We start from the raw sequence: 25,590 nt of genomic DNA on the forward strand, positions 1-25,590 counted from the left end.
CGGCCATCTCAGCGACCGAATTTCCGAAAGAAGCAGTGATTTCCATGGCCAAGCGCATTGATGTCAGCGGCCTCAGCGCCTACTACGGTTCGTTCCGCGCCATCGAGGACATCTCGATGACGATCGAGCCCCGCTCCGTGACGGCCTTCATCGGCCCGTCCGGCTGCGGCAAGTCCACCTTCCTGCGGACCCTCAACCGCATGCACGAGGTCACCCCCGGTGGCCGGGTCGAGGGCAAGGTCATGCTCGACGACGAGAACCTGTACGGCGCCGGGATCGACCCGGTGTCCGTGCGGCGTGAGGTCGGCATGGTCTTCCAGCGGCCGAACCCGTTCCCGACGATGTCCGTGTACGACAACGTCGCCGCGGGTCTGAAGCTCCTCGGGTCGAAGAAGAAGTCCGAGCTGGACGACATCGTCGAGAAGTCGCTCAAGGGCGCGAACCTCTGGAACGAGGTCAAGGACCGGCTGAACAAGCCCGGCTCCGGGCTCTCCGGCGGTCAGCAGCAGCGGCTGTGCATCGCCCGGGCGATCGCCGTGGAGCCGAACGTCCTGCTCATGGACGAGCCGTGCTCCGCGCTCGACCCGATCTCGACGCTCGCCATCGAGGACCTCATCGGCGAGCTGAAGGAGCGGTTCACGATCGTCATCGTGACGCACAACATGCAGCAGGCGGCGCGTGTCTCCGACCGGACCGCCTTCTTCAACCTGGCCGCCGTGGGGCAGCCGGGCAAGCTCATCGAGATCGACGACACGGAGCGGATCTTCTCCAACCCGTCCGTCCAGGCGACCGAGGACTACATCTCGGGCCGGTTCGGCTGATCGATACGGACTCCTCGCGGTGCTGCATGGCGGTGCCACCGCGAGGTCGAAAAGGGCCCGCCCCTGGCTCCCGGGGGCGGGCCCCCGTCATGTCCGGGGGGCTTCGGTGCGGGCGGGGCGGGATGGTGTGGTGTGGGGTGGGGTGGGGGTGGTGTGGTGGCGTGGCTGCGTCGTCGCCGGGTTCGCGGGTGGGGGTCCGCCGTGTCGGGGTGCGGGTGCGGTTTTCTGCCTGCGGCGGCCTGTCGGGGTGGGTTCTCGGTTGCGGTGGCGCTGTCGCCTGGTGCCTCGTCGGGGACGGGCCGGGGGTGTCCGTCCTCGGAACGGCGCGGAATCGGTCTGTTGCAAGAGGTACCCGTGTTGACGCGCCAACCGCTGCGGGCGGACACCCCCGGCCCGTCCCCTTCCCGCCATACGCGGCCTACCCGCCATCGTGGCTGCGGGAAGGCTGGGTGGGGGGTGCGTCGTACGCGGCCTACCCGCCATCGTGGCTGCGGGAAGGCTGGGTGGGGGGTGCGTCGTACGCGGCCTACCCGCCATCGTGGCTGCGGGAAGGCCGGGTGTGTGGCGGCGCCGTGTGCGGCTTTCCGCCGTACGCGGGTGTTCCGGCGTTCCGGCTGCCGGGACGGCGCCCTCGCTACAGGAACGCCAGGTGTACGACGCCGAATGCGGCCGCCGCCACCAGGCCCGCGGCCGGCATCGTGATGAACCAGCCCAGGACGATGTTCTTGGCCACGCCCCAGCGGACGGCGTTCAGGCGCTTCGTCGCGCCCACGCCCATGATCGCCGAGGTGATGACGTGGGTCGTGGAGATGGGGGCCTTGAAGAGGAACGCCGTGGTGAACATGATCGACGCGCCCGTCGTCTCGGCGGCGAAGCCCTGCGGGGGGTCGAGTTCGATGATCTTGCGGCCCAGGGTGCGCATGATGCGCCAGCCGCCCGCGTAGGTGCCCAGGGAGAGCATGACGGCGCAGGCGATCTTCACCCAGATGGGGATGGGGTCGCCGTAGTCCTCCACGTCGGCGATGACCAGGGCCATGACGACGATGCCCATCGTCTTCTGGGCGTCCTGGAGGCCGTGGCCGAGGGCCATGCCGGCGGCGGAGACCGTCTGGGCGATGCGGAAGCCGCGCTTGGCCTTGTGCGGGTTGGAGCGGCGGAAGATCCACATGATGGCCGTCATCACCAGGTAGCCGGCGAGGAGGCCGACGATCGGGGAGACGAACATGGGGATGATGACCTTCTGGAAGACGCCGTGCCAGTAGACCTGGGTGCCGCCCGCCAGCGCCGCGCCGACCATGCCGCCGAACAGGGCGTGGGAGGACGAGGAGGGCAGGCCGAAGTACCAGGTGATGAGGTTCCAGGTGATCGCGCCGAGGAGCGCGGCGAAGAGGATGCCCATGCCCGTCGAGCCCTCGGGGGTCTCGATCAGGCCCTCGCTGACCGTTTTGGCCACGCCGCTGCCGAGGAAGGCGCCGATCAGGTTCATGACGGCGGCCATGGCGAGGGCGGCGCGGGGGGTCAGGGCGCGGGTCGACACGGAGGTGGCGATCGCGTTGGCCGAGTCGTGGAAGCCGTTGGTGTAGGTGAAGAACAGGGCGACCATGATGGTCACGACCAGGGCGAAGGTGTCCATGTACGGGTCAGGACTCCTTGACGGCGATGGTCTCCACCGTGTTCGCCACGTGCTCGAAGGCGTCGGCCGCCTCTTCCAGGACGTCCACGATCTGCTTGAGCTTGAGGACCTCGATCGCGTCGTACTTGCCGTTGAAGAGGTGGGCGAGGAGCTTGCGGTGGATCTGGTCGGCCTGGTTCTCCAGGCGGTTGACCTCGATCCAGTACTCGGTGAGGTTGTCCAGGGTGCGCAGGTGCGGCATGGCCTCGGCCGTCAGCTCGGCCGCGCGGGCCAGGACCTCGATCTGCTGTTCGACGCCCTTGGGCAGTTCCTCGATGTTGTAGAGGACGACGAGGTCGACGGCCTCTTCCATGAAGTCCATGATGTCGTCGAGGGAGGACGCGAGGGTGTAGATGTCCTCGCGGTCGAAGGGCGTGATGAACGAGGAGTTCAACTGGTGGAAGATCGCGTGCGTGGCGTCGTCACCGGCGTGTTCGGCTGCCCGCATACGCTCTGCGATCTCGGCCCGGGCGGAAGCGTCCGCCCCGAGCAGTTCCATCAGGAGTTTCGAGCCCGTGACGATGTTGTCCGCGGATGCGGCGAACATGTCATAGAAGCTCGTCTCCCTGGGGGTCAGACGAAAGCGCACGTGGGGTCCTCGGGGTGCTTCGGTTTCGGTCAGGCTGATGCTAGGCGCATCATCCGGCCACGGCTAAGGGGCCGTCGTCCAGTGTCGCCCATGAAATTCCGCGTTCGGCACGGGGTCGGGTTCCGGACAGTGGCCAAGAGGGCTATACCCAGGAAAGTTCGCTACCATATACCCTCTGGGGGTATATGTCTGGAGGGTGCGATGACTGCCATCGAGGCCGGAGCGGAGGCCGCGGACCAGGCGGTGCACGGGTATCACAAGCAGAAGGACGAGCATCTGAAGCGGCTGCGGCGGATCGAGGGGCAGATCCGGGGGCTGCAGCGGATGGTCGAAGAGGATGTCTACTGTATTGACATACTCACCCAGGTGTCAGCTTCGACCAAGGCTCTGCAGTCCTTCGCGCTGCAGCTTCTGGAGGAGCATCTGCGGCACTGCGTCGCGGACGCCGCGGTCAAGGGCGGGGACGAGGTCGACGCGAAGGTGGAAGAGGCCACCAAGGCCATCGGGCGGCTGCTGCGGACCTGAGCGGTCAGGGCCGGGGGCGGTCGCGTTCCTCGGCCACGCGGAGGACCTCGTCGATGCTCTCCAGGCTGAGGCGGTCCTTCGCGGCGGAGGCGGCGATGATCAGCTCGCCGCACAGTTCTATCTCGGCGAGGGCCACGTGGTCCTGAACTGCCGTACCGCCGACCGGAGCCACGTGCGTCACCTCATCCCTGCCGTCACCGGCTTCCTAGAGTAGGGAGCGGCCCGCGCACCGCGCATGGCACGGACGGGCTAGTTCCAGCCGGTCACTTCTCGGCGATGCGGCCCGCGTAGATGTGCTCGGAGGGCGGCAGCGTCACGTCGGCCGGGGCGCCGAAGTCGTAGAGGAACGTGGTGGAGGAGACCGCCACGCTGTTTCTGCTGCTGCCGTTGACGAAACTGAAGCGGTGTTCCAGCTTGCGGATGCGGCCCTCGGTGTCGAGGAAGACGTCGAAGGGGACCTCGGCCGTGGCGAACCCTTTCGCCGCCGCCGTCAGCGGGGCACGGCCGTCCGTGGAGGCGTGCTTCGCCGCGCGGGAGAGGTTCGCCGTGCCCCGGTAGTGGCGCACTTCCGTGCCGTCGAGCCTGGTGGTGCCGACGTAGGTCGCGGTGTGGGTGCCGCGCAGCACCTCCGCCGCGGTGAACGGGTCGGTGGCCCCGCCGGTGACCAGATTGCCGTCGGACAGGGTGGCCGTGTCGACGCGGACCCATTTGTCCGCCGGGACGCCCGCGCCGCGGTTCTTCATGAACAGGGCGCCGGGGGTGAGCAGCTCGGTGATCGGGCGGTGCGCGGTGCCCGCCGGGTCCTGCGGGAGCAGCAGCGTGAGCCGGCCGCGCCGCTGGGCGAAGTCGTAGACGCCCTCGCCGTGGATGGTCACACGGGTGCCGCCGGTGGCCATCTCCATCGATGTGCGGGCCCGGGAGCTGCCGGCCTCCTCGAGGGCGTCGGCGGCCCGGTGCAGGGTGCGCACCGGGTCGGCGGGGCGGGCGTCGTCCGCCGCCGCGCCGGTGTTCTGGCAGCCGGAGCCGCCGAGGCACAGGCAGGCGATCAGTCCCGCCGTGAGGACCGTTCCGCCCGCCCTGCCGTGCTGCCGCTCCGCCATCGCCTGCCTACCCCCAGCCGTCCGTCCGTCTCGGGCCCCCTTCGTGTCGGTTAACGACCGGTAGGTTGCACCGTCACGCGCGGCGCGGGGGGCACGGGGATCCTGTTGTTCACCTGGGGTGGGTAACGTTGTCGGCGTGACGCAGCAGGAGCGTTTCGTCCCGGGTGGGGAACAGGTGGAGCACCGGACCACCATGGTCGAGCAGGGGTCGTTCTGCATCGCGCGGTGCAGCTGTGGATGGCGGGGGCCCGCCCGCCGGGCGCGCAGTCAGGCGCGCACCGACGCGGCCGGGCACGCGGGGAGTCCCGACTAGCGGCTCGGGTGGCGCCGCGCCGTCAGGAGTTCGTCCACCAGTTCGCGGTCGCGCGGCTGGGTGAGGCGGTCGCGGGCCGCCGCGGGCGGCAGCCACAGGATGCGGTCCACCTCCGAGTTCGGGGTGAAGCCGCCGGAGACCGCCTCGGCCGCCCAGTAGCGCACCTGCTTGGGCCGGCCGCCCGTGAGGTAGTGGACCGTGGGCAGCTCGGGGCCGGGCGCCGCGGTGTAGCCGGTCTCCTCCTCGACCTCCCGCAGCGCCCCGGCCAGCGCGTCCTCGCCGGGGTTCAGCTTGCCCTTGGGGTGGGACCAGTCGTCGTACTTCGGACGGTGGACCACGCACAGCTCCAGCCCGCCGTCGGCGGGGGAGCGGCGCCACAGCACGCAGCCCGCCGCCAGTACGGGCTGCTCCTCGTCGGTCATGGGTTCGGTCACCGTCCTTTCGCCGCGGTCAGGGCGTGCCCACCGTCTGCTTCTGCCACGACTGCTGGAACGCGAACCGCGCCGCCTCCACCTCGTGCCGCTGGTCGGCGTGCAGGACGCCGAGGGCGTACGCCGTCGCGGGGGCGATGCGCGGGGTGCGGGCCGCCGCTGCCGCCGCCGCTGCCGCCTCGGAGGCGTCGCGGTGCCGGTTGAGGGCCTGTCCCGCCGCCAGCAGGCGCACGTCGACGGGCGCGTCCTGCCCCTCGATCACCTCGCGGGCGTAGCGGTGCAGGCGCAGCAGCAGCCGGACCTGGTGCCAGGGCGCGTCCTGCGGATGCGGGGCCGCCTCCGGGGACAGCCCGTGGATCAGGGCCTCGGCGTTGTACGGGTTGCCCGCGGTGACCAGCGGCAGCGCGGCGACCGCGTCGGTGAGCCGCTCCTCGGCCGCCGCGGCGTGCGGGCCCAGGTCGGCGGTGACCGCGGCCGGGGTGAGCGGCACCTCGCTGGCCAGTAAGGCGACCTTGTCGGCGACGGCGTGGAAGCGGCTGGAGCCGAGCGCCTGGAGGGCGCTGGAGTGGGCGCGTGTCCGGGCCAGGGTCAGCTGGCGCTCCAGCAGCGCGCCCGCCTTCGCGGCGCCCACGGTGAGGTTGCCGCGCTCCGGTGCGGTCGCCGTCCGAGCCGCGGGAGCGGTCTCCTCGGCCACGGCGACCCGGGTCCGGCCGGACGCGGGCAGCGTGGCCTGCGCCGGGAAGGGCGCCGAGCCCGACAGCCGGTGCAGCGCCTGCAGCAGGCGTTCCAGCCGGGCCGCGCACGCGTGCTCCAGGGCCAGCGTGCCGGACAGCCAGGCCAGTTCGGGGCGCATGCCCTCGGCCCAGTCGGCGTCCAGCAGCGGCCGGAAGGTGTGCAGGCTGGCGCTGATCCGGCGGGCCGAGCGGCGCAGTGCGCGCGCCGCGTCGACCGTCTCGTCCGTGCCGTTGTGGTGGGCGGCCCCGCCGCCCCCGGTCTCCCGGTGCTGGCGCAGGGCGCGGAGGAACTCCGTGGCCTGCGCCCGCAGATAGCCCGCCAGGGCCTCACCGGTCACCGGGCCCGCCAGGGGGTCGGTGGGGTCAAGGTGTTGCTGTGCCACGCCGGCGCCTCCGGGCGTCTATGAGCATCTCCTGGATGTTCCGCAGGGGCCCGCCGTCCCCGTCCACCGCGTGCCGGGTCCATTCGCCGTCCGGGCCCAGGTGCCAGGAGGCAGTGGAGTCCGACATGCCGGTCTCCAGAAGCCGGTTGAGCGTGGCGCGGTGCGCCGGGTCCACGACGCGGACGAGGGCCTCGATGCGGCGGTCGAGGTTGCGGTGCATCATGTCGGCGCTGCCGATCCACACTTCCGGTTCGCCGCCGTTGCAGAAGGCGAACACGCGGGAGTGTTCGAGGAAGCGGCCGAGTATCGAGCGGACCCGTATGTTCTCCGACAGGCCGGTCACGCCGGGACGCACCGCGCAGATGCCGCGCACCCAGACGTCAATGGCCACGCCCGCCTGGGACGCCCGGTACAGGGCGTCGATGATCGCCTCGTCCACCATCGAGTTGACCTTGATGCGGACGTAGGCGGGGCGGCCGGAGCGGTGGTGCTGGATCTCCCTGTCGATGCGTGAGATCAGGCCGTCGCGCAGGGACTTGGGGGCGACCAGCAGCCGGCGGTAGGTCTCCCGGCGGGAGTAGCCGGAGAGCCGGTTGAACAGGTCGGACAGGTCGGCGCCCACCTGCGGGTCGGCGGTGAGCAGGCCGAGGTCCTCGTACAGGCGGGCCGTCTTGGGGTGGTAGTTGCCGGTGCCGACGTGGCTGTAGCGCCGTAGCGTGTCGCCCTCCTGACGGACCACCAGCGACAGCTTGCAGTGCGTCTTCAGGCCGACCAGGCCGTAGACGACGTGGCAGCCGGCCTCCTCCAGCTTGCGCGCCCACTTGATGTTGGCGTGCTCGTCGAAGCGGGCCTTGATCTCCACCAGGACGAGGACCTGCTTGCCGGACTCGGCGGCGTCGATCAGCGCGTCCACGATGGGGGAGTCGCCCGAGGTCCGGTACAGGGTCTGCTTGATGGCGAGGACGTCCGGGTCGGCCGCGGCCTGCTCCAGGAACGCCTGCACGGAGGTGGAGAAGGAGTCGTAGGGGTGGTGCAGCAGCACGTCCCGGGTGCGCAGGGCGGCGAAGATGTCGGGCGCGGAGGCCGACTCGACCTCGGCGAGGTCGCGGTGGGTGCCGGCGACGAACTTCTGGTACTTCAGCTCAGGCCGGTCCAGGCCGTGGATGCGGAAGAGGCCGGTGAGGTCCAGGGGGCCGGGCAGCGGGTACACCTCGGCCTCGGTGATCTTCAGCTCCCGCACCAGCAGGTCGAGCACCTCGCGGTCGATGGACTCCTCGACCTCCAGCCGCACCGGCGGCCCGAAGCGGCGGCGCATCAGCTCCTTCTCCAGGGCCTGGAGGAGGTTCTCGGCGTCGTCCTCCTCCACCTCCAGGTCCTCGTTGCGGGTGATGCGGAAGGCGTGGTGCTCCAGCACCTCCATGCCCGGGAACAGCTCCTCCAGGTGCGCGGCGATGACGTCCTCGATGGGGACGTACCGGCCCGGGGAGCTCTCCAGGAAGCGGGAGAGCAGCGGGGGGACCTTGACGCGGGCGAAGTGCCGGTGGCCGCTGACGGGGTTGCGCACCACCACGGCCAGGTTGAGGGAGAGGCCGGAGATGTACGGGAAGGGGTGCGCCGGGTCGACGGCGAGGGGGGTGAGGACGGGGAAGATCTGGTGCCGGAACAGGGTGAACAGGCGGGCCTGCTCCTTGTCCGTCAGCTCGCTCCAGCGGACCAGGTTGATGCCCTCGTCGGCGAGGGCGGGGGCGACGTCCTCGTGGAAGCAGGCGGCGTGCCGGGCCATCAGCTCGCGGGAGCGGGCCCAGATCATCTCCAGCACCTGGGTGGGCTGGAGGCCGGAGGCGGAGCGGGTGGCGACGCCGGTGGCGATGCGGCGCTTGAGTCCGGCCACCCGGACCATGAAGAACTCGTCCAGGTTGCTGGCGAAGATCGCCAGGAAGTTGGCGCGCTCCAGCAGGGGCGTGTTGGGGTCCTCGGCGAGCTCCAGGACGCGCTCGTTGAACGCGAGCCAGCTGCGCTCCCGGTCCAGGAACCGGCCCTGCGGCAGCGGCTCGCCGGGGTGGTCGGCCTCCTCGTACGCGTCGAGGTCGGCGTCGATGTCCGGTTCGAGGTCGGAGACGGTGGCCGAGACCGTGTGCGGGCGGTGGGCGGCTATGGAGCCCACGGAGGGCTGGTGGTGCTGGACCTTCGTGGCGTCTGCCTCGGCGTTCTGGCTCATGGCTCCATTGTTCCGCGCCGGGAGCGATACAGGCGCGTCGGAGCGGGCGGGCGGGAGCACGGCGGCTCCGTTCCACTCGGCGCCCTCGGTGGGGGGCCGCGAAGGCTCGGGCACGGCGGGAGTCATTGGCCGAGCGTCGCAAGCCAGTCTGAATCAATGGTTACGGCGACATGACGTGCGGGATAGCGGGGCACGGCCCGCCGGGGTTGCCGGTGAGCGGCAAATCAGCCGGTACGGCGGCGGAGCAGGCGGAAGGCGGCGGGCGGGGACAGGGCGCGGGGCGGCGGGGAGGGGCGTGTCATGGGGGCGGAAATGGCCGGACCGGAGGGGCCGCCTCCCCACCGCCGCCGCCGTCGTCAGGCACGGCCGCCCGTGGCGCGGTGCAGCAAAAGGAGCGCCGCCGTCAGGGCCAGGACGATTCCCCGCCGGCAACGCTGAGCTGCGGGTGCTGGGGCTTGCCCTGGGCGGCGTACGCGAGGCGCTCGCGGGCCGCCGCCGGGGTCGTGCCGAGAACGGTGACGGCGCCCTCGGTGCGCCCTCGGTGGGGGGCGAGCGGGGTGGACTTCCCGGCGCCGTTCGGGCCGACCAGGGCGCGGACGCGGGCGGCGGGGAGGGCGAAGGCGCAGCCGTCCAGGGCGGGGCGCCGGCCGCGCCGGCCGAATCTGCTGCCCAGGTCAGCCGCATCGAGGGCGGTGTCGGTCATGCCGGGTTCCCCTGGAAGCGCTCGTCCAGTACGGAGGTGAAGAGCGCGGTCACGTCGTCCCGGTCCAGGCCGGCCTGCCGGGCGCGGTCGGCCCAGGCCCGCAGGTCGGTGTGCAGCGCCTCGCGCAGCGGGGAGTCCGCGGCGGCGGCGCCCAGCGTTCTGCGGACGAAGGTGCCGAGGCCGCGGCGGGCCTCGACCAGGCCCTCGCGTTCCAGTTCGCGGTAGGCCTTCAGCACGGTGTTCGGGTTGACGGCGGTGGCCTCCACGACCTCGCGGGCCGTGGGCAGCTTGTCGCCGGGTTGCAGCAGACCGAGGCGCAGGGCCTGTTTGGTCTGCTGGACGATCTGCACGTAGGTGGCGACGCCGCTGCGCCGGTCGATGCGGTACGCGACCACCCGGACCACCACCCTTTCACTAATCAAGTAGTGAAAGGGTGGTGCAAGGAAGGGGCGGCGTCAAGATCGCCGCCCCCTCGTCCGTCGCCGGCCACCCGCTTCCGACGGGTGTACGGGGACTTGTCTCACGTCCCGCCGCGGTGCCTCACGTCTCGCTGCGGTACATCAGGTCCGTCTCGTACGTCCGGAACCCGAGCCGCTCGTACACCGCCACCGCCGCCTTGTTGTCCGCGTCGACGTACAGCATCGCCGTCGGCAGCGTCTGGGCGGCGAGATGGCGCAGCCCGATCGTGGTGAGGGCCTTGCCGAGGCCGAGCCCCTGCGCGGCGGGCGCGACCCCGACGACGTACACCTCGCCGAGCTGCTCCTCGGCGTGCACCTTCGTCCAGTGGAAGCCGATGAGTTCGCCGTCGCGGAAGGCGAGGAAGAACCCGGCCGGGTCGAACCACGGCTGGGCCTTGCGGTCGTCCAGGTCCCGCTGGGTCAGCGAGCCCTGCTCCGGGTGGTGCGCGAAGGCCGCGGCGTTGACGGCGAGCCACTCGGCGTCGTCCTGCCCGGCCACGAAGGTGCGGACGGTCACGCCCTCGGGCAGCACCGGCTCCGGCAGGTCGAGGCCGGTCAGCGGGCGGCGCATCTGGCGCAGTTCGCGGAAGAGGGTGAGGCCGAGGACCTGGGCGAGGTGCCGGGCGGCGGAGTGGCCGCCGTGCGCCCACACCCGCAGCCGCTTGCCGGTGGCCGCCAGCAGGGCGGCGCCCAGGGCGCGTCCGTGCCCGTGCCCGCGGTGCGCGGGGTGGACGACCAGTTCGGCGGCGGGCGCCTCGACCGGGTCGGTGTCCTCCAGCTGGGCGTACCCGACGAGTTCGCCGTCCTCGGAGAGCAGCAGGTGGGAGACGCCCTCGCGCTCGCCGCCGCTCAGCTGGAGCCGGCCCTGTTCGGACACCGCCTGCCGGCCGTCGGCGCGCGCTGCCTCGGCGAGCAGTCCGAGAACCGCCTCGATCTGCTCCGGGGAAAGGGCGGTGAGGGTCTGGAGTGAGCGGGCATGGCCCGGCCGTGCGATGTCGTCGCTGGTCATGTGATCGAGGGTAAAGGGCAGGGGGTGCGGCGCGGGGGCAAAGGGAAACCATGATGTAACCCGGATACCCCTGTCGCGCTACGCGCGTTGACTTTAGGCTGCGCCCGGACGGAGCCAAGCCACGTCACAGAACCTCAGCACACCCACAGGGGGGCACATGCCTGCCACACCTCAGCCGCGCGTCCACCGCCGACGCCGCACGACCCGCGTCCTCGCGGTGGCCGCGGGGATCGCGACCGTCGGCGCCCTGGCCGCCGCGCTGCCCGCAACCGCCGGGACGGCCGCCGACGACACCAAGGGCGGCGGCTGGAGCCGCTACCAGGACGTGCAGCTGCTGTCCTTCAACGACCTGCACGGCAACCTCGAGCCTCCGTCCGGCTCCTCCGGCCGCGTCACCGAGCTGCACGAGGACGGCACCACCCGCACCGTCGACGCGGGCGGCGTCGAGTACCTCGCCACCCACCTGCGCCAGGCGCGCGAGGGCAACAAGTACTCGATCACCGCGGCCGGCGGCGACATGGTCGGCGCCTCCCCGCTGCTGTCGGGCCTCTTCCACGACGAGCCCACCATCGAGGCGCTCAACGGCCTCGACCTCGACGTCAGCGCGGTCGGCAACCACGAGTTCGACGAGGGCGCGCGCGAACTGGCCCGGCTCCAGAACGGCGGCTGCCACCCGGTCGAGGGCTGCTACACGGACGAGGAGTTCGCGGGCGCCGACTTCCCGTACCTCGCCGCGAACGTGCTGGGCGAGGACACCGGCAAGCCGATCCTCAAGCCGTACTGGGTGTGGAAGAAGAAGGACGTCAAGATCGGCTTCATCGGAGTGACCCTGGAGGGCACCCCGAACATCGTCTCCGCCGAGGGCGTCAAGGGCCTCACCTTCAAGGACGAGGTCGAGACGATCAACAAGTACGCCAAGGTGCTCCAGAAGCAGGGCGTGAAGTCGATCGTCGCGCTGGTCCACGAGGGCGGCTTCCCGGCCTCGTCGGCGTACAACTACGACTGCGACTCCCCGGGCGCCGGCGACGGCGTTTCCGGTCCGATCGTGGACATCGCGAAGAACGTCACGCCGCAGGTGGACGCGCTGGTCACCGGCCACACCCACAACGCGTACGTGTGCACGATCGACGACCCGGCGGGCAACCCGCGCACGGTCACCTCGGCCTCGTCCTTCGGCCGCCTCTACACGGACACCACGCTCACCTACGACCGCTTCACGGGTGACATCGCCCGTACGGCCGTCACCTCCGCGAACCACGTGGTCACCCGGGACGTCCCCAAGGCGCCCGACATGACCGACCTGATCGGCAGGTGGAACGCCCTCGCGGCGCCCATCGGCAACCGTCCCATCGGCTACATCTCCGCCGACATCCCCAACACCGGCACCGAGTCCCCGATGGGCGACCTGATCGCCGACGCGCAGCTCGCGTACGGAAAGGAGCTCGACCCGGAGACCGACGTCGCGCTGATGAACCCGGGCGGCGTCCGGGCCGGCCTGACCTACGCGGCCAAGGGCACCGAGGGCGACGGCGTGGTGACGTACGCGGAGGGCTTCACGGTCCAGCCGTTCGCCAACACGGTCAACCTCCAGGACTTCTCCGGCGCCGAGCTGATCCAGGTCCTCAAGGAGCAGGTGAGCGGCGCCAACACGGCCTCCCCGAAGATCCTCCAGCCGTCCGCCAACCTGACGTACACGCTGGACCTGACCAGGACCGGCGCCGACCGCGTCGTCACCGACTCGATCCGCCTGAACGGCGCGGCCATCGACCCGGCCGCCACCTACCGCGTCGCGACGAACAGCTTCCTCGCGGGCGGCGGCGACGGCTTCCCGACGCTGGGCACGGGCGACAACGACCTGGTGGGCCTGGACGACCTGACCGCTCTGGAGCGCTACCTGACGGCGAACTCCTCGGCCACCGCGCCGATCGCACCGCCGGTCACGAACCGCATCACGATCGTCAAGTAGCAGTAGTAAGTCGGCAGTAGCGGTACAAGCAGGAAAAGCGCCGCGTTCCCCGGGGTCCCGGGAAACGCGGCGCTTTCCTCTTTCCTCTCTTCTTACGGCGGTCAGGACGCCGTCGGCGTCCATCCCGCCAGCCAGTCCGCGACTTCCTGGTCGGCGGCCTGTGCGTCGGTGAGCTGCGGGCGGTCGGCGCTCGCGGCGCCCGCGCCCGCGCCGGTGTTCCTGTACTCCGCGAACCGGTCGTCCTTCCAGGAGAAGCCGCTCATGTCGGTCCACGGCGCGGTGCGGATCGCGGCGCTGAGCGTGCTGTTGCGGACCGTGGCTGCGGGTCGAGGGTGGCGTCGCCGCCGGCGTGCCAGGGGCGGCCGAGGTAGAAGGTGCGGTCGGAGACGTCGCCGTTCACCGTGGAGTTGGCGATGAGGAAACCCTTGCGGTTCGCGGCCGTGCTCGGGGCGGTGACGTAACCGGCCGACGTGCCGTTCCAGCGCTTCTTCAGCGTGATCACCGAGCGGTCGATGACGGCGGTGGCCCGGCCGAAGATGAAGTCGACGTTGCCGACGACGTAGGAGTCGGTCATGTAGACCCGGCCCAGCCGGTCCTTGGCGGCCGTGTCCAGCAGCAGCGTGTCCTGGTCGCCGGTGACGATCACGCCGTCGAGGAACACCTTGTCGGCGGCGGTGCGCAGGGCGACGGCCTGGTGGCCGCCGATGTGCTGGTTGTTCGCCTCGTCGAAGTCGTTGGAGATGGTCAGGTTGCGGGCCTGGAAGTCGTCGGCCTCGACGGCGACGGTGGCGCTGCCCCCGGTGCCGTACGTCCCCGAGCCGTCCGGCTTCGGCGTGCCCGAGGCGTTGTTGTAGACGATCACCGTGTCCTTGCGGCTCGCGCCGGTGCCCTGGATGGTGACGTGCGGCTTGTTGGCCGGCACCTTCACCGGCTCGCGGTACGTGCCCGGCTTGACGGCGATGACGACGCGGGCGGGGTTGTTCACGGGCACGGCGTTCACGGCGGCCTGGACGGTGGAGTACCGGCCGGTGCCGTCCTTGGCGACGGTGAGGGTGGTGGCCGCGTCGGCCGACGTGGAGGTGGCGGTGGCCGTGCCCAGGGAACTCCGGGGACCCGCCCCGGACTTGACGACCGCCGGGACGTCGGCTGCCTTGTCGAGGGTGTACGCGTAGTACGCCTTCGGATCGAAGGAGGCGGCCGTCCCGCCGCTCTCGTTGCGTCCGCTGGTCCCCGAGAAGACGTTGCCGCGCTGGACGAGGGTGGCGGTGGCGTCGCGGATGACGGGGTTGCGGAAGCCCTGGAAGTAGGAGTTCTCCAGGACCATGTTGGTGCGCCCGCGCGCGTAGTTGCCGTAGGACGAGGTGATGTCCGTCCCCGGGGTGTCCTCCAGGAAGTTGTTGTAGAGGTGGGCGTGCGCGGCGTTGTCCGTGGAGGGGTTGCGCTGCTCGGTCTCGCGGATCCAGTTGTGGTGGACCGTGATGTCGGTGACCAGGTTCTCGGTCCAGCCGATGCCGAACGTCTTGTTGTTGGTGCTCATCCGGTTCCAGGACACCGTGACGTTGGTGCTGTCCTTGCGGACGTCGATGAGCCCGTCGGCCATGTGCCGCAGGTCGTTGTGGTCGATCCACACGTGGTGGGCGCCGTCCATCTGGATCGCGTCGAAGTCGTGGTCCTTGTCGTTCCAGACGCCCTGGTACGAGTCCCGGATGGTGAGGTTGCGGATGATGACGTTGTGCACGCCCGTGCCGAGGAAGAAGCCTCCGCCGACGATCTGACCGGCGGTGCCCGAGCCGACGATGGTCTTGTCGGAGGCGACCTTGATCTCCTTGCCGACCGGGTTCATGGTGATCGTCCCGGCGACGACGATGACGTAGGGCTCGGCTGCGGTGGCGTACTTCTCCAGGTCGGCCAGGGTGCGCACGGTGACGGTCCTGCCGCCGCGCCCGCCGTAGGTGCCGTTCTGGCCGAGGGAGTTGACGGACGCGAAGCCGTCGGCGACGTCGTCGGCCCAGGTGGCGGCAGCGGCGGAGGCGGTCCGCTGGACGTCCTCGCCGAAGACCCCGAGGTCGCCGCCGTAGGCGAACGTCCCGGCGGCGGTCAGCGCCAGGGGGAGACCGACCGACAACGCGGTGCGCCCGCGGCGGTGGCGGGGCTTGCTGCGGTTCTCACGCATGTGCGGGTTCCGTTTCCTTGGAGTGCGGGGACACCAAGGGGTCGGCGCGGGCGGGGGAAAGGTTGCCGTCGGGCGAGCCGAAGCTCCGCAGATCGTGGTGGCGGGACTCTTCCGGCAGTGAGGTGAACGGTGGCTCACTTCACGGCGTCTCCGGCGGCGGCACCCCCGCCCCCGGCAGGCGGATCGTCGCCACCGTGCCGCCGCCCTCGGCGTGGGTCAGGGTGACCTCGCCGCCCGACTGGTGGATCGTGCGGGCCACGATGGACAGGCCGAGGCCGGAGCCGGGGAGGGCGCGGGCCGACGGAGAGCGCCAGAAGCGGTCGAAGACGTGGGGGAGTTCCTCGGCCGGAATGCCGGGGCCGTGGTCGCGGACCGTGAGGACGCCGTCGGTGAGGCGCACCTCGATCGTGCCGCCCTCCGGGCTGAACTTCACCGCGTTGTCCAGGATGTTGACCACCGCCCGCTCCAGCGCCGCGGGTTCCGCCCGGACGTACCACGGTTCCAGGTGGGCCGTGATCGTCAGCTCGGGGCCGCGCAGCCGGGCGCGGCGCAGGGCCGACTCGACCGTGTCCTCCAGGGAGACCACCTGGACGCGCTCCCCGCGCTGGCCCTCCGAGCGCGACAGTTCCTGGAGGTCGCCGATCAGCGCGGCCAGTTCCGTCATCTGGGCCTTCACCGAGGCGAGGAGCGCCTTGCGGTCGGCCTCGGGGAGGGGGCGGCCGGTCTCCTCGCTGCGGGAGAGGAGTTCGATGTTGGTGCGCAGCGAGGTCAGGGGGGTGCGCAGTTCGTGGCCGGCGTCGGCGATCAGCTGTTGCTGCAGGTCGCGGGAGCTGGCCAGGGAGGACGTCATCGAGTTGAAGGAGCGGGAGAGGCGGGCGATCTCGTCCTCGCTGTCGTCCTCCACGGGGATGCGGATGGCGAGATCCTCGGTGCGGGCCACGTGTTCGACGGCCTCGGTGAGTTTGTCGACGGGCCGCATCCCGGCGCGGGCGACGGCGAGACCGGCGGCGCCGGCGCCGACGACCCCGATGCCGGAGACGAGCAGGAGCAGCAGGGCGAGTTCGTTGAGGGTGGACCGGGTGCCCTTCAGGGAGACGGCGAGGACGAGCGCGGAGTCGTCGGCGAGGTAGCGGTTGCCCCGGTCCTCCACCCAGAGGGCCGTCGTCAGCACGCGCACCGGTGTGCCGTCGCTGTCCTTGCCGTCGCGCGGTCCCCGGGACTCCCCCCGCGGGTCCTGGGCCATGTCCCGGTCCGCGTCCGTGACGGTGACCGTCCCCCCGGAGCCGGGGAAGGGACAGGCCTCCCCGTCCGACGTGACGATCTGGATGTAGCTGTCGGAGCCGGGGCCGAGCGGCCCGGAGTCGGGTGACTGGCCGCAGGCGGCGAGCGCGGCGGCGACGTTGATGCGCTGCACGGCGCCGACCGACGACTTCAGGTCGGTGTCGATCTCGTCGTAGAGCTTCCCGCGCACCACGAACCAGCACGTCACCGACACGGCCGCCACCGCGAACGCCACCGCCGCCGCCACCAGAAGCGCCAGCCGGGAGCGGATCGGGAGGGTGCGGACGCGGCGGGCGACGCCGTTCACTCGGCGCCGCCCTGCCGCAGGACGTACCCGACGCCCCGCACGGTGTGGACGAGGCGCGGCTCGCCGCCCGCCTCCGTCTTGCGGCGCAGGTACATCACGTACACGTCGAGGGAGTTGGACGACGGCTCGAAGTCGAAGCCCCACACCGCCTTCAGGATCTGCTCACGGGTGAGGACCTGACGCGGGTGCGCCATGAACATCTCCAGCAGCGTGAACTCCGTGCGGGTCAGTTCCACCGGCCGCCCGCCCCGTGTCACCTCCCGGGTCGCCAGGTTCATCCGCAGGTCCGCGAAGGTGAGGGCGTCGTCCTGGGGCGCCCCGCCCGCCACCGCCGCCGCGTACGAGCTGCGGCGCAGCAGCGCGCGGATGCGGGCGAACAGCTCGTCCAGCTCGAACGGCTTGACCAGGTAGTCGTCGGCGCCCGCGTCGAGGCCGGTGACCCGGTCGCCGACCGTGTCGCGGGCGGTGAGCATGAGGATGGGGGTGGTGTCGCCGGCGGCCCGGATGCGGCGGGCGGCGGTCAGGCCGTCCATGCGGGGCATCTGGATGTCGAGGACGACCAGGTCGGGCCGGTAGGCGGCGGCCTGCTCCAGGGCGTCCGCTCCGTCGACCGCGACCCGGGTGTCGTACCCCTCGAAGGCGAGGCTGCGCTGGAGCGCTTCGCGCACCGCCGGCTCGTCGTCGACGATCAGGATGCGCTGGGGGTCACGGTCGGCCTCGGCGGGGCTCATGGGCGGGAATCCTCGGGTGTCGGTGGGCGGGAGCGGTCTGACCTTGTCAGCGTCGCACGTTCCCGGCGGGCGGGGGCACGGTCCGGCGGCGGTCGGCCTTGCGCGCGGAGCGCCGGGCGGGGGCGGGGGTCGGGGCCGCCTTGGCCGGGGCGGGGGGCCGGGAGACGGCGGTCGCGATCTCCTGGGCGCGCGAGGCGGGGGCGGGAGCGGGAGGAGGCGCGGGAGTCGAAGCGCCGGGTGCGTGGAGTGCGTACGCCACCCTGAGCGCCGACGTGACGGACGCGGCGCCCGCGTCGGCGGCGGGCACGGTGTGGACGGTATGGACGATGTGGACGGTGCGCTTGATCATGTGGTCGCCGCTCCTCACTCGGTGGCACCGGCCCGCAGCTTGTCCAGGTCGGACTTGACGGTGTTGATCGGAATGGCGAAGCCCAGCCCCACGCTGCCCGCGTCGGCCGACGACGAGCCGCTCGCCGAGTACATGGCCGAGTTGATGCCGATGACGTTCCCGTTCATGTCGATCAGCGCGCCACCGGAGTTGCCCGGGTTGAGGGAGGCGTCGGTCTGGATCGCCTTGTACGTCGTCGTGGACGAGCCGGTGTCGCCGTTGAACTCCTGGCCGCCGAACTCGAACGGCCAGCCGCCGCCTTGCTGTTGCCGCTGCTGCGGGCTCTCGTCCGTCGAGACGGTGACGTCGCGGTCCAGCGCCGAGACGATGCCGCTGGTGACGGTGCCGGTCAGCCCTTCGGGCGAGCCGATCGCCACGACCGTGTCACCGACCTGGACGCCGTCGGAGTCGCCGAGCGAGGCCGCCGCCAGCCCGGAGGCGTCCGCCAGTTCGAGGAGCGCGAGGTCCTTGCCGCTGTCGGTGCCGACGATCTCGGCGTCGTACTCCTTGCCGTCGCCGGTCGTCACGGTGATCTCGGAGGCGCCGGAGACGACGTGGTTGTTGGTGATGATCTCGCCGTCGCTGGTGATGATCACACCGGATCCGGTGGACTCGCCGGCATTGGAGGTGGCGCTGATCTCCACGATGCTCGGACCGACCGCGGCGGCGACCCCGGCGACCGTCCCCTTCTGACTCGACGGCACGACGCTCGTGCTGCCGCCGGTGCTGCCGGCGGCGGCGACCGTGTCGCTGCCGCTGAGTTCCTGGATGCCGTACGCCGTGCCGCCCCCGACGGCCGCGGCGACGACGGCCACGGCGGCGAGCAGCGCGCCCGCCCCCCGGGCGGGCCTGCGGCGGGAGGCGCGGGTCGCGTGCGCCGCGCGGGCGTCGTGCTCGACGGGCTCGGCGAGCAGCGGGGTGGGATCGGCGGGCGACGGGGCGGGGGGAGGGGCGGACGCCGGCTCGTGGGCGGGCGGGGGCGGCCACTCGGGGTGCATGGAACGCGGGCTCTCGGTCATGTCCCCGAGCCTGTCGACGGACCATGAGAGCACCCTGAGCGCCCCCTGAGAAGCCCGGCAGAACCTCGTATGCCCGATGTAAAAGACGCCCCGGGCGATCCGAGAACGCCCCGGGGCCATCAGCCCCCAGCCGTGCAGCCCTCAGCCCGGCAGCCCTCAGCCCGGCAGCTCTCAGCCCCGCGTCACTCGCACCCGCACGACCGCCGCACCACCAGCCGCGACGGGAACACCTTCAGCCGCTCCTTGCGCGAGCCCGAGACGCGCACGGCGTCGTCCAGGACCAGGTCGACGGCCGCACGGGCCATCGCCGAGCGGTCGGAGGCGACCGTCGTCAGCGGCGGGTCCGCCAGGGCCGCTTCCTTGATGTCGTCGAAGCCGGCCACCGCCAGCTCGCCGGGCACGTCGATGCGCAGCTCGCGCGCCGCGCGCAGCAGGCCGATCGCCTGGTCGTCGGTGGAGCAGAAGATCGCCGGGGGGCGCCGCGGGCCGGCGAGGATCTCCAGGCCGACCTGGTAGGCGTCGTACCGGTTGTAGGGGGCCTCGAAGAGGCGGCCCTCGGTGGATATCCCGGCCTCCTCCATCGCGCGCCGCCACCCCTCGACGTGGTCGGAGACCGGGTCGCCGACCGCCGGGGTGTCCGCGGTGCCGCCCATGCAGGCGACGTACTCGTACCCGTGGCCCAGCAGATGGGCGACGATGTCCTGCGCGCCCCCGAGGTCGTCCATCACGACGGCGACGTCGTCCATCGCCTCGGGCCGCTCGTGCAGCAGCACCACCCGGGCGTCCCAGGCGTCGATCTCGGCGGCGGCCAGGTCGTTGAGCGCGTGGCTGACGAGGATCAGACCGGAGACGCGCATCCCGAGGAACGCCCGCAGGTAGTGCACCTCGCGCTCGCCGACGTAGTCGGAGTTGCCGACCAGCACCATCTTGCCGCGCTCGGACGCCGCCCACTCCACGGCGTGCGCCATCTCCGCGAAGAAGGGCTGGCGGGCGTCCGGCACGATCAGGCCTATGAGGTCCGTGCGCCGGGACGCCATCGCCTGGGCGACGCGGTCGGGCCGGTACCCCAGCTCCTTGATGGCGGCGAGGACGCGCTCGCGCGTGGCCGGGGCGACCGGCCGGGGTCCGTTGTTGATGACATAGCTGACGACGGCGGTGGACGTACCCGCCAGCCGCGCCACGTCATCCCTGGTTACCTTGGCCACGCGCGGAGTCTACGCGGATGGACCGCCCCTGGGCAGGGAGTACAGAGCCTTCTTCGCGCCCGTCCGGGCGTCCGCGCCGCCGTCATGCCTCGGCCGCGACCTCGGCGGCGCCCACGGCGGCGGGCTCGTCGGCGCTCTCCGCGCGCCCCGCGGACTTCGCCCGGTCCGCCTTGGACTTGCCCTCGTCGGAGGCGCGCTCGCCCTTCTCCGGGGTGACGAAGCGGTAGCCGACGTTGCGGACGGTGCCGATCAGCGACTCGTGCTCGGGACCGAGCTTGGCGCGCAGCCGCCGTACGTGCACGTCGACCGTGCGGGTGCCGCCGAAGTAGTCGTAGCCCCAGACCTCCTGGAGGAGCTGGGCGCGGGTGAAGACCCGGCCCGGATGCTGGGCCAGGTATTTGAGGAGCTCGAACTCCTTGAAGGTGAGGTCCAGGACCCGGCCCTTGAGCTTGGCCGAGTAGGTGGCCTCGTCCACCGACAGGTCGCCGTTGCGGATCTCCATCGGGGAGTCGTCGTTGACGATCTGCTGGCGGCCCATCGCGAGCCGCAGCCGGGCCTCGACCTCGGCCGGTCCCGCGGTGTCGAGGAGGACGTCGTCGATGCCCCAGTCGGCGGTGACGGCGGCGAGGCCGCCCTCGGTCACGACGAGGATGAGCGGACAGCCGGGGCCGGTGGAACGCAGCAGCTGGCACAGGCTGCGCACCTGCGGCAGGTCACGGCGTCCGTCGATCAGGATGACGTCGGCGCCCGGGGTGTCCACGAGGGCGGGGCCCTCCGCCGGCGCCACGCGCACGTTGTGCAGCAGCAGGCCGAGCGCGGGGAGCACTTCGGTGGACGGCTGGAGAGCGTTGGTCAGGAGCAGCAGAGAACTCATACGTCTGGTTCCTCCTCGGTCCCTGCGAGGACTTCTACGGCATTGCTCTGCGTTCCCGGGGCCCCGTACACCGGCGGTTTCCCGCTCCGTATACAACGCTTCCGAAAGCACAAAAGGACCCGGGGGCCACGCTGCCCAGGTCCTCTGCCGAGCAGAATAGCCCACATGAACAACGGTCCGGCAGGTCATGCGGCACATTCCACCGTTCGTCCGAACGCTGAGACGGGCAGCCGCACCCCTTTGCGGACGTTTCTGCGCACGTCCGACGGCATTCCGATCGATTTCGTATACGAACCGGGTGGGGTCGTATACGAATCTTGCGCGGACGCCTCCGCGCCACTTTCCGGTGACCCGGTGTTCGTCGTCGCCCACGGTTTCACCGGCGACGCGGACCGGCCGCATGTCCGACGGGTGGCGCGGGCGCTCGCCCGGTACGGGGCCGTCGTCACCTTCTCCTTCCGCGGGCACGGGGCCTCCGGCGGCTACTCGACCGTCGGCGACCGGGAGGTGCTGGACCTCGCGGCGGTCGTCGAGCGGGCGCGTGGGCTCGGGCACGCGCGGGTGGTGACCGTCGGTTTCTCCATGGGCGGCTCGGTGGTGCTGCGGCACGCGGCGCTGCACCGCGGGGACGTGGACGCCGTGGTGTCGGTCAGCGCGCCCGCCCGCTGGTACTACCGCGGCACCGCCCCCATGCGCCGGCTGCACTGGCTGGTCACCCGCCCCGCGGGCCGGCTGGTCGGCCGCTACGGCTTCCGCACCCGCATCCACCGCCGCCACTGGGACCCGGTCCCGCTCTCCCCGGTCGAGGCCGTGCCCCGCATCGCCCCGGTCCCGCTGCTCGTCGTCCACGGCGACCGGGACGGCTACTTCCCCGTCGACCACCCCCGGATGCTCGCCGCCGCGGCCGGCGACCACGGCGAACTCTGGCTGGAACCGGGCATGGGCCACGCGGAGCACGCGGCCACCGACGACCTGCTCGCGAGGATCGGGGACTGGGCCGTCCGGGCCGTCGGTGCGGACGGCTAGCCTGGGTGCTCACCGTCGATGGACTTGAGGGACGAGATGGCAAAGGTCACGGTGCGCTACTGGGCCGCCGCGAAGGCCGCGGCCGGGGTGGCCGAGGAGGCGTACGACGCGGCCACGCTCGCCGAGGCGCTCGACGCCGTGCGCGAGCGGCACCCCGGGGAGCTGACGCGCGTGCTGCGCCGCTGCTCGTTCCTGATCGACGGCGACCCCGTGGGCACACGCGGGCATGAGACGGTACGGCTGACCGAGGGCGGCACGGTCGAGGTGCTCCCGCCGTTCGCAGGAGGGTGACCGGGCCGATGAGCGACCAGCCGTACGAGGGGTACCGGGGGCACGACGGGTACCAGGGGCCCGAGGGGGACGGGTCCTACGACCCGTACCAGCAGCAGGACGCCGGGTACCAGCAGCAGTACGCGCAGTACCAGCAGCAGTTCGACCAGTACGGGCAGCACGCGCAGTACGACCAGTACGGGCAGCCGTACGCCGCCCAGCACCCCGAGTACCCGCAGCAGCCGCAGCAGTGGCAGGAGCCTGCCTACGCGACCGGGCAGCAGTGGGCGACGGCGGCCGAGGGGCCGTACGGCCACGCGCACGCGCCCGAGGCGGCCCCCGCGGCTCACGCCCCGCACACGAGCTACGCGCCGCAGGCGGCCCAGGCCCCGGAACCGGCCGCGCCTGCCGCCCCCCTCACCGCCGCCCAGCGCGCCCGCCTGGAAGGGCGCTCCCCGATCATCGAGCCCGGTCTCCAGCCCGCCGCGCTGACGGCGGTGCTCGGCCTGCTGCTCGCCGGCGCGGCGGCGCTCGGCTCGTACGCGCTGCTCGTGCCGCTCGTCGTCCTCCAGGCGGTCACCGCCGCCGGCTGGTTCCGGCTGAACGGCATGTGGCCGGCCCGGCAGGGCATCGCGCTGGCGTTCGCGGGCGCGCTGACCGCCGACGCGGCGCTGCTGGTCGTCGGGCGCGACCAGGGGCCCGCCGCGATCCTCGGCGCCCTCGGGGTGTGGATCCTGCTGACGCTGGTCCTGCAGCTGCGCTCGCACGCCGATCCGGACGAGCGGATGTACGGCCTGACGGCGACCGTCGTCTCCGCCGCGCTGGCCATCGTCGCCACCGGTCATCTGGCCGCCGAGGCGGACGCGGTCACGGTCGGCGCGGGCGCGGTGGCCGTCGCGGTGCTCGCGCGGGCGCTGCCGCTGCCGACGCCGGTCTCCGTGGTCGTCGCGCTGCTCGCGGCGGCGGGGGCGGGCCTGGCGCTCGGCTCGGTGACCGGGGCGGGCGCCGGGGGCGCGCTGCTGGGAGCCGCGGCCGGGGCGTGCGCGCTGATCGGGCACCGGGTGGCGAGCTACGACTACCCCTCCCGGTTCGTCCACTTCACGGCGGGCGTGGCCCTCCCGCTGAGCGCGGCGGCGCCGGTGCTGTGGGTGCTGGGAAGGGTACTGGTCTGAGCGGGTCCGGCGGGCCGCCCCTGTCACAGGTGATCGACAATCCGGCGAGCTGTCGGCCCGGCGGGGTTACCGTGACCCTCGGACTGGAAGACCGCCGAGGTGGGGGAACATGCGCGCGCTGCGAATACTTCTGATCGTCGTGGTGGTCCTCGGCGGCCTTTTCGTCGCCGCGGACCGCATCGCCGTGCACTTCGCCGAGGGCGAGGCCGCGGACCGGCTGCGGGCCAACGAGAACCTGGCCGCCACCCCGGACGTCTCCATCAACGGCTTCCCGTTCCTCACCCAGGTCGCCGGCGGTGAGCTGGACGACGTCGAGGTCGGCATCGACACGTACGAGGCGACGTCGGGCAAGGGCGGGACGATCCGCATCGACGACCTCCGGGCGAACATGAAGGGCGTCGACTTCGCCGCCGACTACAGCTCCGCCACGGCCCGCTCCGCCACCGGTACCGCGAGCGTCTCCTACGAGGAGCTGCTCAAGGCCGCGCGGTCGGAGCCCACGGAGGTCGCGCCCGGGATCACCGCCGAGGTCGTGGGCCTGTCCGACGGCGGCGACGGGAAGATCAGGGTCGCGGTGGAGGCGTCGGTCCTCGGCGCCAAGCTGCCGCGTCCGGTGTACGTGCTGAGCACGGTGACCGTCGAGGACGACAAGGTGCGGGTGAGCGCGGACTCGCTGCCCTCGCTGGGCGGCGTCGAGGTGGCCGAGGACCGGATCCGGTCGATCACCGACTTCGAGCAGCTGATCAACGAGCTGCCCGGCGGCATCGAGCTGGACAAGGTCGAGGCGGCGAAGGACGGCGTCGAGATCTCGGTGAAGGGTTCCGACGTCCGGCTGGCCGGGTAGGAAACGTCCGGCCGGCCCCGGTGGGGGCCACGTCCGCCGGCCCGGCGGGGAGACCTCCGGTCGGCCATGTGAGCCACGTCCGGCCGGCCCGGCGGAACACCCGGGGCCCGGCTGCTGTCCGGTGGGTGAGACGGATGGTCCGCACCGCAGATGCGACGCGGAACGAAAGCGCCCGGAAACCGTGGGCGAACGGCGCCCACGGGACGCGTATTCCCGCATCATGGACGATCGCGTCTCAATATACGACACACCGGTGACATGCCCGCCCGTCCGTCCCTACGATCGAGCCCATGAAGCGACAGGCGGATCTCACGAAGCGGCGGGCAGTAGACCTGTGCCGCGTCGCCGCCATGCTCTGTCGCACCTTCTGAGCGGGAGCCCGTCTCCCGCGTTCACCCACCGCGCCCCGCCGAGGGCGTCCGTGCGCCGCGCCGTGACCGGACCGGCACGACCCGCGCCCGCACACCGCACACCTCGCACTCGTACGCCCCGCCGTAACTGCCCCGGAGGAGAAAGAGCATGAGCCGCAGCGACGTCCTGGTAGACGCCGACTGGCTTCAGGAGCACCTGGACGACCCGAACATCGCGATCGTCGAGGTCGACGAGGACACGTCCGCGTACGACAAGAACCACATCCGCAACGCCATCAAGATCGACTGGACCCAGGACCTCCAGGACCCGGTCCGGCGCGACTTCATCGACCAGGAGGGCTTCGAGAAGCTCCTGTCGAAGAAGGGCATCGCCAACGACACGCTGGTGATCCTCTACGGCGGCAACAACAACTGGTTCGCGTCGTACGCCTACTGGTACTTCAAGCTGTACGGCCACGACAGCGTCAAGCTGCTCGACGGCGGCCGCAAGAAGTGGGAGCTGGACGCCCGCGAGCTGGTCGAGGAGGTGCCCGAGCGCCCCGCGACCGAGTACAAGGCCAAGCCGCAGAACACCGCGATCCGCGCCTTCCGCGACGACGTCGTCGCCGCGATCGGCACGCAGAACCTGGTCGACGTGCGCTCGCCCGACGAGTTCTCCGGCAAGCTGCTCGCCCCGGCCCACCTGCCGCAGGAGCAGTCGCAGCGTCCGGGCCACGTCCCGAGCGCCCGCAACATCCCGTGGTCGAAGAACGCCAACGACGACGGCACCTTCAAGTCGGACGAGGAGCTCAAGCAGCTCTACACCGACGAGAACGTCGACCTGTCGAAGGACACGATCGCCTACTGCCGCATCGGTGAGCGCTCGGCCCTGACCTGGTTCGTGCTGCACGAGCTGCTCGGTGTCGAGAACGTCAAGAACTACGACGGCTCCTGGACCGAGTACGGCTCCCTGGTCGGCGTGCCGATCGAACTCGGCGCCGCCAAGTAGCCACCCCGACCGACCTTTC

Annotated in this window: 25 protein-coding genes and 2 pseudogenes; 10 read left to right on the forward strand and 17 right to left on the reverse strand. The window is 71.7% G+C overall.

Annotated features, from left to right (window positions below; all coding sequences use genetic code 11):
* The first annotated feature begins 44 nt into the window (after positions 1-44).
* A complete protein-coding gene (gene pstB, locus ABZY13_RS27725; RefSeq protein ID WP_356635424.1) occupies positions 45-821 on the forward strand; it encodes a phosphate ABC transporter ATP-binding protein PstB in 777 nt (258 codons plus the stop codon).
* 634 nt (positions 822-1,455) lie between these two features.
* Here pstB and ABZY13_RS27730 read toward each other — a convergent pair.
* Positions 1,456-2,454: an inorganic phosphate transporter gene (locus ABZY13_RS27730; protein WP_356635426.1), complete on the reverse strand. Its 999-nt coding sequence runs from the start codon at positions 2,452-2,454 to the stop codon at positions 1,456-1,458.
* 7 nt (positions 2,455-2,461) lie between these two features.
* Positions 2,462-3,082: a DUF47 family protein gene (locus ABZY13_RS27735; protein ID WP_141313930.1), complete on the reverse strand. Its 621-nt coding sequence runs from the start codon at positions 3,080-3,082 to the stop codon at positions 2,462-2,464.
* 201 nt (positions 3,083-3,283) lie between these two features.
* Between ABZY13_RS27735 and ABZY13_RS27740 the strand changes: the two genes are divergently transcribed.
* Complete coding sequence (locus ABZY13_RS27740) at positions 3,284-3,607, forward strand: metal-sensitive transcriptional regulator (protein ID WP_356635429.1); 324 nt, start codon at positions 3,284-3,286, stop codon at positions 3,605-3,607.
* 4 nt (positions 3,608-3,611) lie between these two features.
* Here the strand turns inward: ABZY13_RS27740 and ABZY13_RS27745 are convergent, their stop codons facing one another.
* Positions 3,612-3,788 carry a hypothetical protein gene (locus ABZY13_RS27745; RefSeq protein WP_356635431.1) on the reverse strand — a complete coding sequence of 59 codons (177 nt, stop codon included), beginning with the start codon at positions 3,786-3,788 and terminating at the stop codon, positions 3,612-3,614.
* A gap of 82 nt (positions 3,789-3,870) precedes the next feature.
* Complete coding sequence (locus ABZY13_RS27750; RefSeq protein ID WP_356635433.1) at positions 3,871-4,707, reverse strand: hypothetical protein; 837 nt, start codon at positions 4,705-4,707, stop codon at positions 3,871-3,873.
* A gap of 136 nt (positions 4,708-4,843) precedes the next feature.
* On the opposite strand from ABZY13_RS27750, the gene ABZY13_RS27755 reads away from it, so the two are divergent.
* Positions 4,844-5,020 carry a hypothetical protein gene (locus tag ABZY13_RS27755; RefSeq protein WP_356635435.1) on the forward strand — a complete coding sequence of 59 codons (177 nt, stop codon included), beginning with the start codon at positions 4,844-4,846 and terminating at the stop codon, positions 5,018-5,020.
* On the opposite strand, the gene ABZY13_RS27760 is transcribed toward ABZY13_RS27755, so the two are convergent.
* The 6 genes and pseudogenes from ABZY13_RS27760 to mshD form a co-directional block, all read right to left on the reverse strand.
* Positions 5,017-5,442, reverse strand: coding sequence for an NUDIX hydrolase (locus tag ABZY13_RS27760; protein ID WP_356635437.1), 426 nt, complete (start codon positions 5,440-5,442; stop codon positions 5,017-5,019). The two genes, ABZY13_RS27755 and ABZY13_RS27760, sit on opposite strands and share 4 nt — an antisense overlap.
* Positions 5,443-5,470: 28 nt before the next feature.
* On the reverse strand, positions 5,471-6,568 hold the full coding sequence (locus tag ABZY13_RS27765) for a CHAD domain-containing protein (protein ID WP_356635439.1): 1,098 nt from the start codon (positions 6,566-6,568) through the stop codon (positions 5,471-5,473).
* Positions 6,549-8,912: an RNA degradosome polyphosphate kinase gene (locus ABZY13_RS27770; protein WP_356635441.1), complete on the reverse strand. Its 2,364-nt coding sequence runs from the start codon at positions 8,910-8,912 to the stop codon at positions 6,549-6,551. The genes ABZY13_RS27765 and ABZY13_RS27770 overlap by 20 nt, the downstream gene beginning before the upstream one ends.
* Before the next feature lie 301 nt (positions 8,913-9,213).
* Positions 9,214-9,489: pseudogene (locus ABZY13_RS27775) on the reverse strand (ABC transporter ATP-binding protein); the annotation flags it as partial.
* A complete protein-coding gene (locus ABZY13_RS27780) occupies positions 9,486-9,884 on the reverse strand; it encodes a GntR family transcriptional regulator (protein ID WP_356635522.1) in 399 nt (132 codons plus the stop codon). The gene ABZY13_RS27780 and the pseudogene ABZY13_RS27775, both read right to left, overlap by 4 nt.
* Positions 9,885-10,029: 145 nt before the next feature.
* Entirely contained in the window at positions 10,030-10,956 is a 927-nt protein-coding gene (gene mshD / locus ABZY13_RS27785; protein ID WP_356635443.1) for a mycothiol synthase, read from the reverse strand.
* 157 nt (positions 10,957-11,113) lie between these two features.
* Here mshD and ABZY13_RS27790 point away from each other — a divergent pair, with 157 nt between their 5' ends.
* The gene (locus tag ABZY13_RS27790; RefSeq protein WP_356635445.1) at positions 11,114-12,922 is read left to right on the forward strand and encodes a bifunctional metallophosphatase/5'-nucleotidase; all 1,809 of its coding nucleotides are present in this window, start codon (positions 11,114-11,116) and stop codon (positions 12,920-12,922) included.
* 101 nt (positions 12,923-13,023) lie between these two features.
* On the opposite strand, the pseudogene ABZY13_RS27795 reads toward ABZY13_RS27790, so the two are convergent.
* From ABZY13_RS27795 to ABZY13_RS27825, 7 genes and pseudogenes are all read right to left on the reverse strand, one after another.
* Positions 13,024-15,095: pseudogene (locus ABZY13_RS27795) on the reverse strand (pectinesterase family protein).
* A gap of 139 nt (positions 15,096-15,234) precedes the next feature.
* The gene (locus ABZY13_RS27800) at positions 15,235-16,683 is read right to left on the reverse strand and encodes a HAMP domain-containing sensor histidine kinase (RefSeq protein ID WP_356635447.1); all 1,449 of its coding nucleotides are present in this window, start codon (positions 16,681-16,683) and stop codon (positions 15,235-15,237) included.
* Positions 16,680-17,414 carry a response regulator transcription factor gene (locus ABZY13_RS27805; RefSeq protein WP_356635449.1) on the reverse strand — a complete coding sequence of 245 codons (735 nt, stop codon included), beginning with the start codon at positions 17,412-17,414 and terminating at the stop codon, positions 16,680-16,682. Before ABZY13_RS27805 ends, ABZY13_RS27800 begins: the two co-directional genes overlap by 4 nt.
* Before the next feature lie 46 nt (positions 17,415-17,460).
* The gene (locus ABZY13_RS27810) at positions 17,461-17,763 is read right to left on the reverse strand and encodes a hypothetical protein (protein ID WP_356635451.1); all 303 of its coding nucleotides are present in this window, start codon (positions 17,761-17,763) and stop codon (positions 17,461-17,463) included.
* 14 nt (positions 17,764-17,777) lie between these two features.
* Complete coding sequence (locus ABZY13_RS27815) at positions 17,778-18,821, reverse strand: trypsin-like peptidase domain-containing protein (RefSeq protein ID WP_356635453.1); 1,044 nt, start codon at positions 18,819-18,821, stop codon at positions 17,778-17,780.
* A gap of 182 nt (positions 18,822-19,003) precedes the next feature.
* Positions 19,004-20,026, reverse strand: coding sequence for a LacI family DNA-binding transcriptional regulator (locus ABZY13_RS27820; RefSeq protein ID WP_356635455.1), 1,023 nt, complete (start codon positions 20,024-20,026; stop codon positions 19,004-19,006).
* A gap of 82 nt (positions 20,027-20,108) precedes the next feature.
* A complete protein-coding gene (locus tag ABZY13_RS27825) occupies positions 20,109-20,900 on the reverse strand; it encodes a response regulator transcription factor (protein ID WP_356635457.1) in 792 nt (263 codons plus the stop codon).
* 165 nt (positions 20,901-21,065) lie between these two features.
* Between ABZY13_RS27825 and ABZY13_RS27830 the strand changes: the two genes are divergently transcribed.
* From ABZY13_RS27830 to ABZY13_RS27855, 6 genes are all read left to right on the forward strand, one after another.
* Positions 21,066-21,926 (forward strand): alpha/beta fold hydrolase, encoded by an 861-nt coding sequence (locus tag ABZY13_RS27830; protein ID WP_356635459.1) that lies wholly within the window; start codon positions 21,066-21,068, stop codon positions 21,924-21,926.
* Positions 21,927-21,962: 36 nt separating this feature from the next.
* Positions 21,963-22,217, forward strand: coding sequence for a MoaD/ThiS family protein (locus ABZY13_RS27835; protein WP_356635461.1), 255 nt, complete (start codon positions 21,963-21,965; stop codon positions 22,215-22,217).
* An 8-nt stretch (positions 22,218-22,225) separates the two neighbouring features.
* The gene (locus ABZY13_RS27840) at positions 22,226-23,368 is read left to right on the forward strand and encodes a hypothetical protein (protein WP_356635463.1); all 1,143 of its coding nucleotides are present in this window, start codon (positions 22,226-22,228) and stop codon (positions 23,366-23,368) included.
* A gap of 109 nt (positions 23,369-23,477) precedes the next feature.
* Positions 23,478-24,212, forward strand: a complete 735-nt coding sequence (locus tag ABZY13_RS27845) for a DUF2993 domain-containing protein (protein WP_356635465.1) — start codon at positions 23,478-23,480, stop codon at positions 24,210-24,212.
* Positions 24,213-24,502: 290 nt separating this feature from the next.
* Positions 24,503-24,583 carry a putative leader peptide gene (locus ABZY13_RS27850; RefSeq protein WP_350310325.1) on the forward strand — a complete coding sequence of 27 codons (81 nt, stop codon included), beginning with the start codon at positions 24,503-24,505 and terminating at the stop codon, positions 24,581-24,583.
* A 148-nt stretch (positions 24,584-24,731) separates the two neighbouring features.
* Positions 24,732-25,571 (forward strand): sulfurtransferase, encoded by an 840-nt coding sequence (locus ABZY13_RS27855; protein WP_356635467.1) that lies wholly within the window; start codon positions 24,732-24,734, stop codon positions 25,569-25,571.
* Positions 25,572-25,590 lie beyond the last annotated feature (19 nt).

Source organism: Streptomyces sp. NPDC006610, assembly GCF_040611575.1.
In the GTDB taxonomy this organism is placed as follows: domain Bacteria; phylum Actinomycetota; class Actinomycetes; order Streptomycetales; family Streptomycetaceae; genus Streptomyces.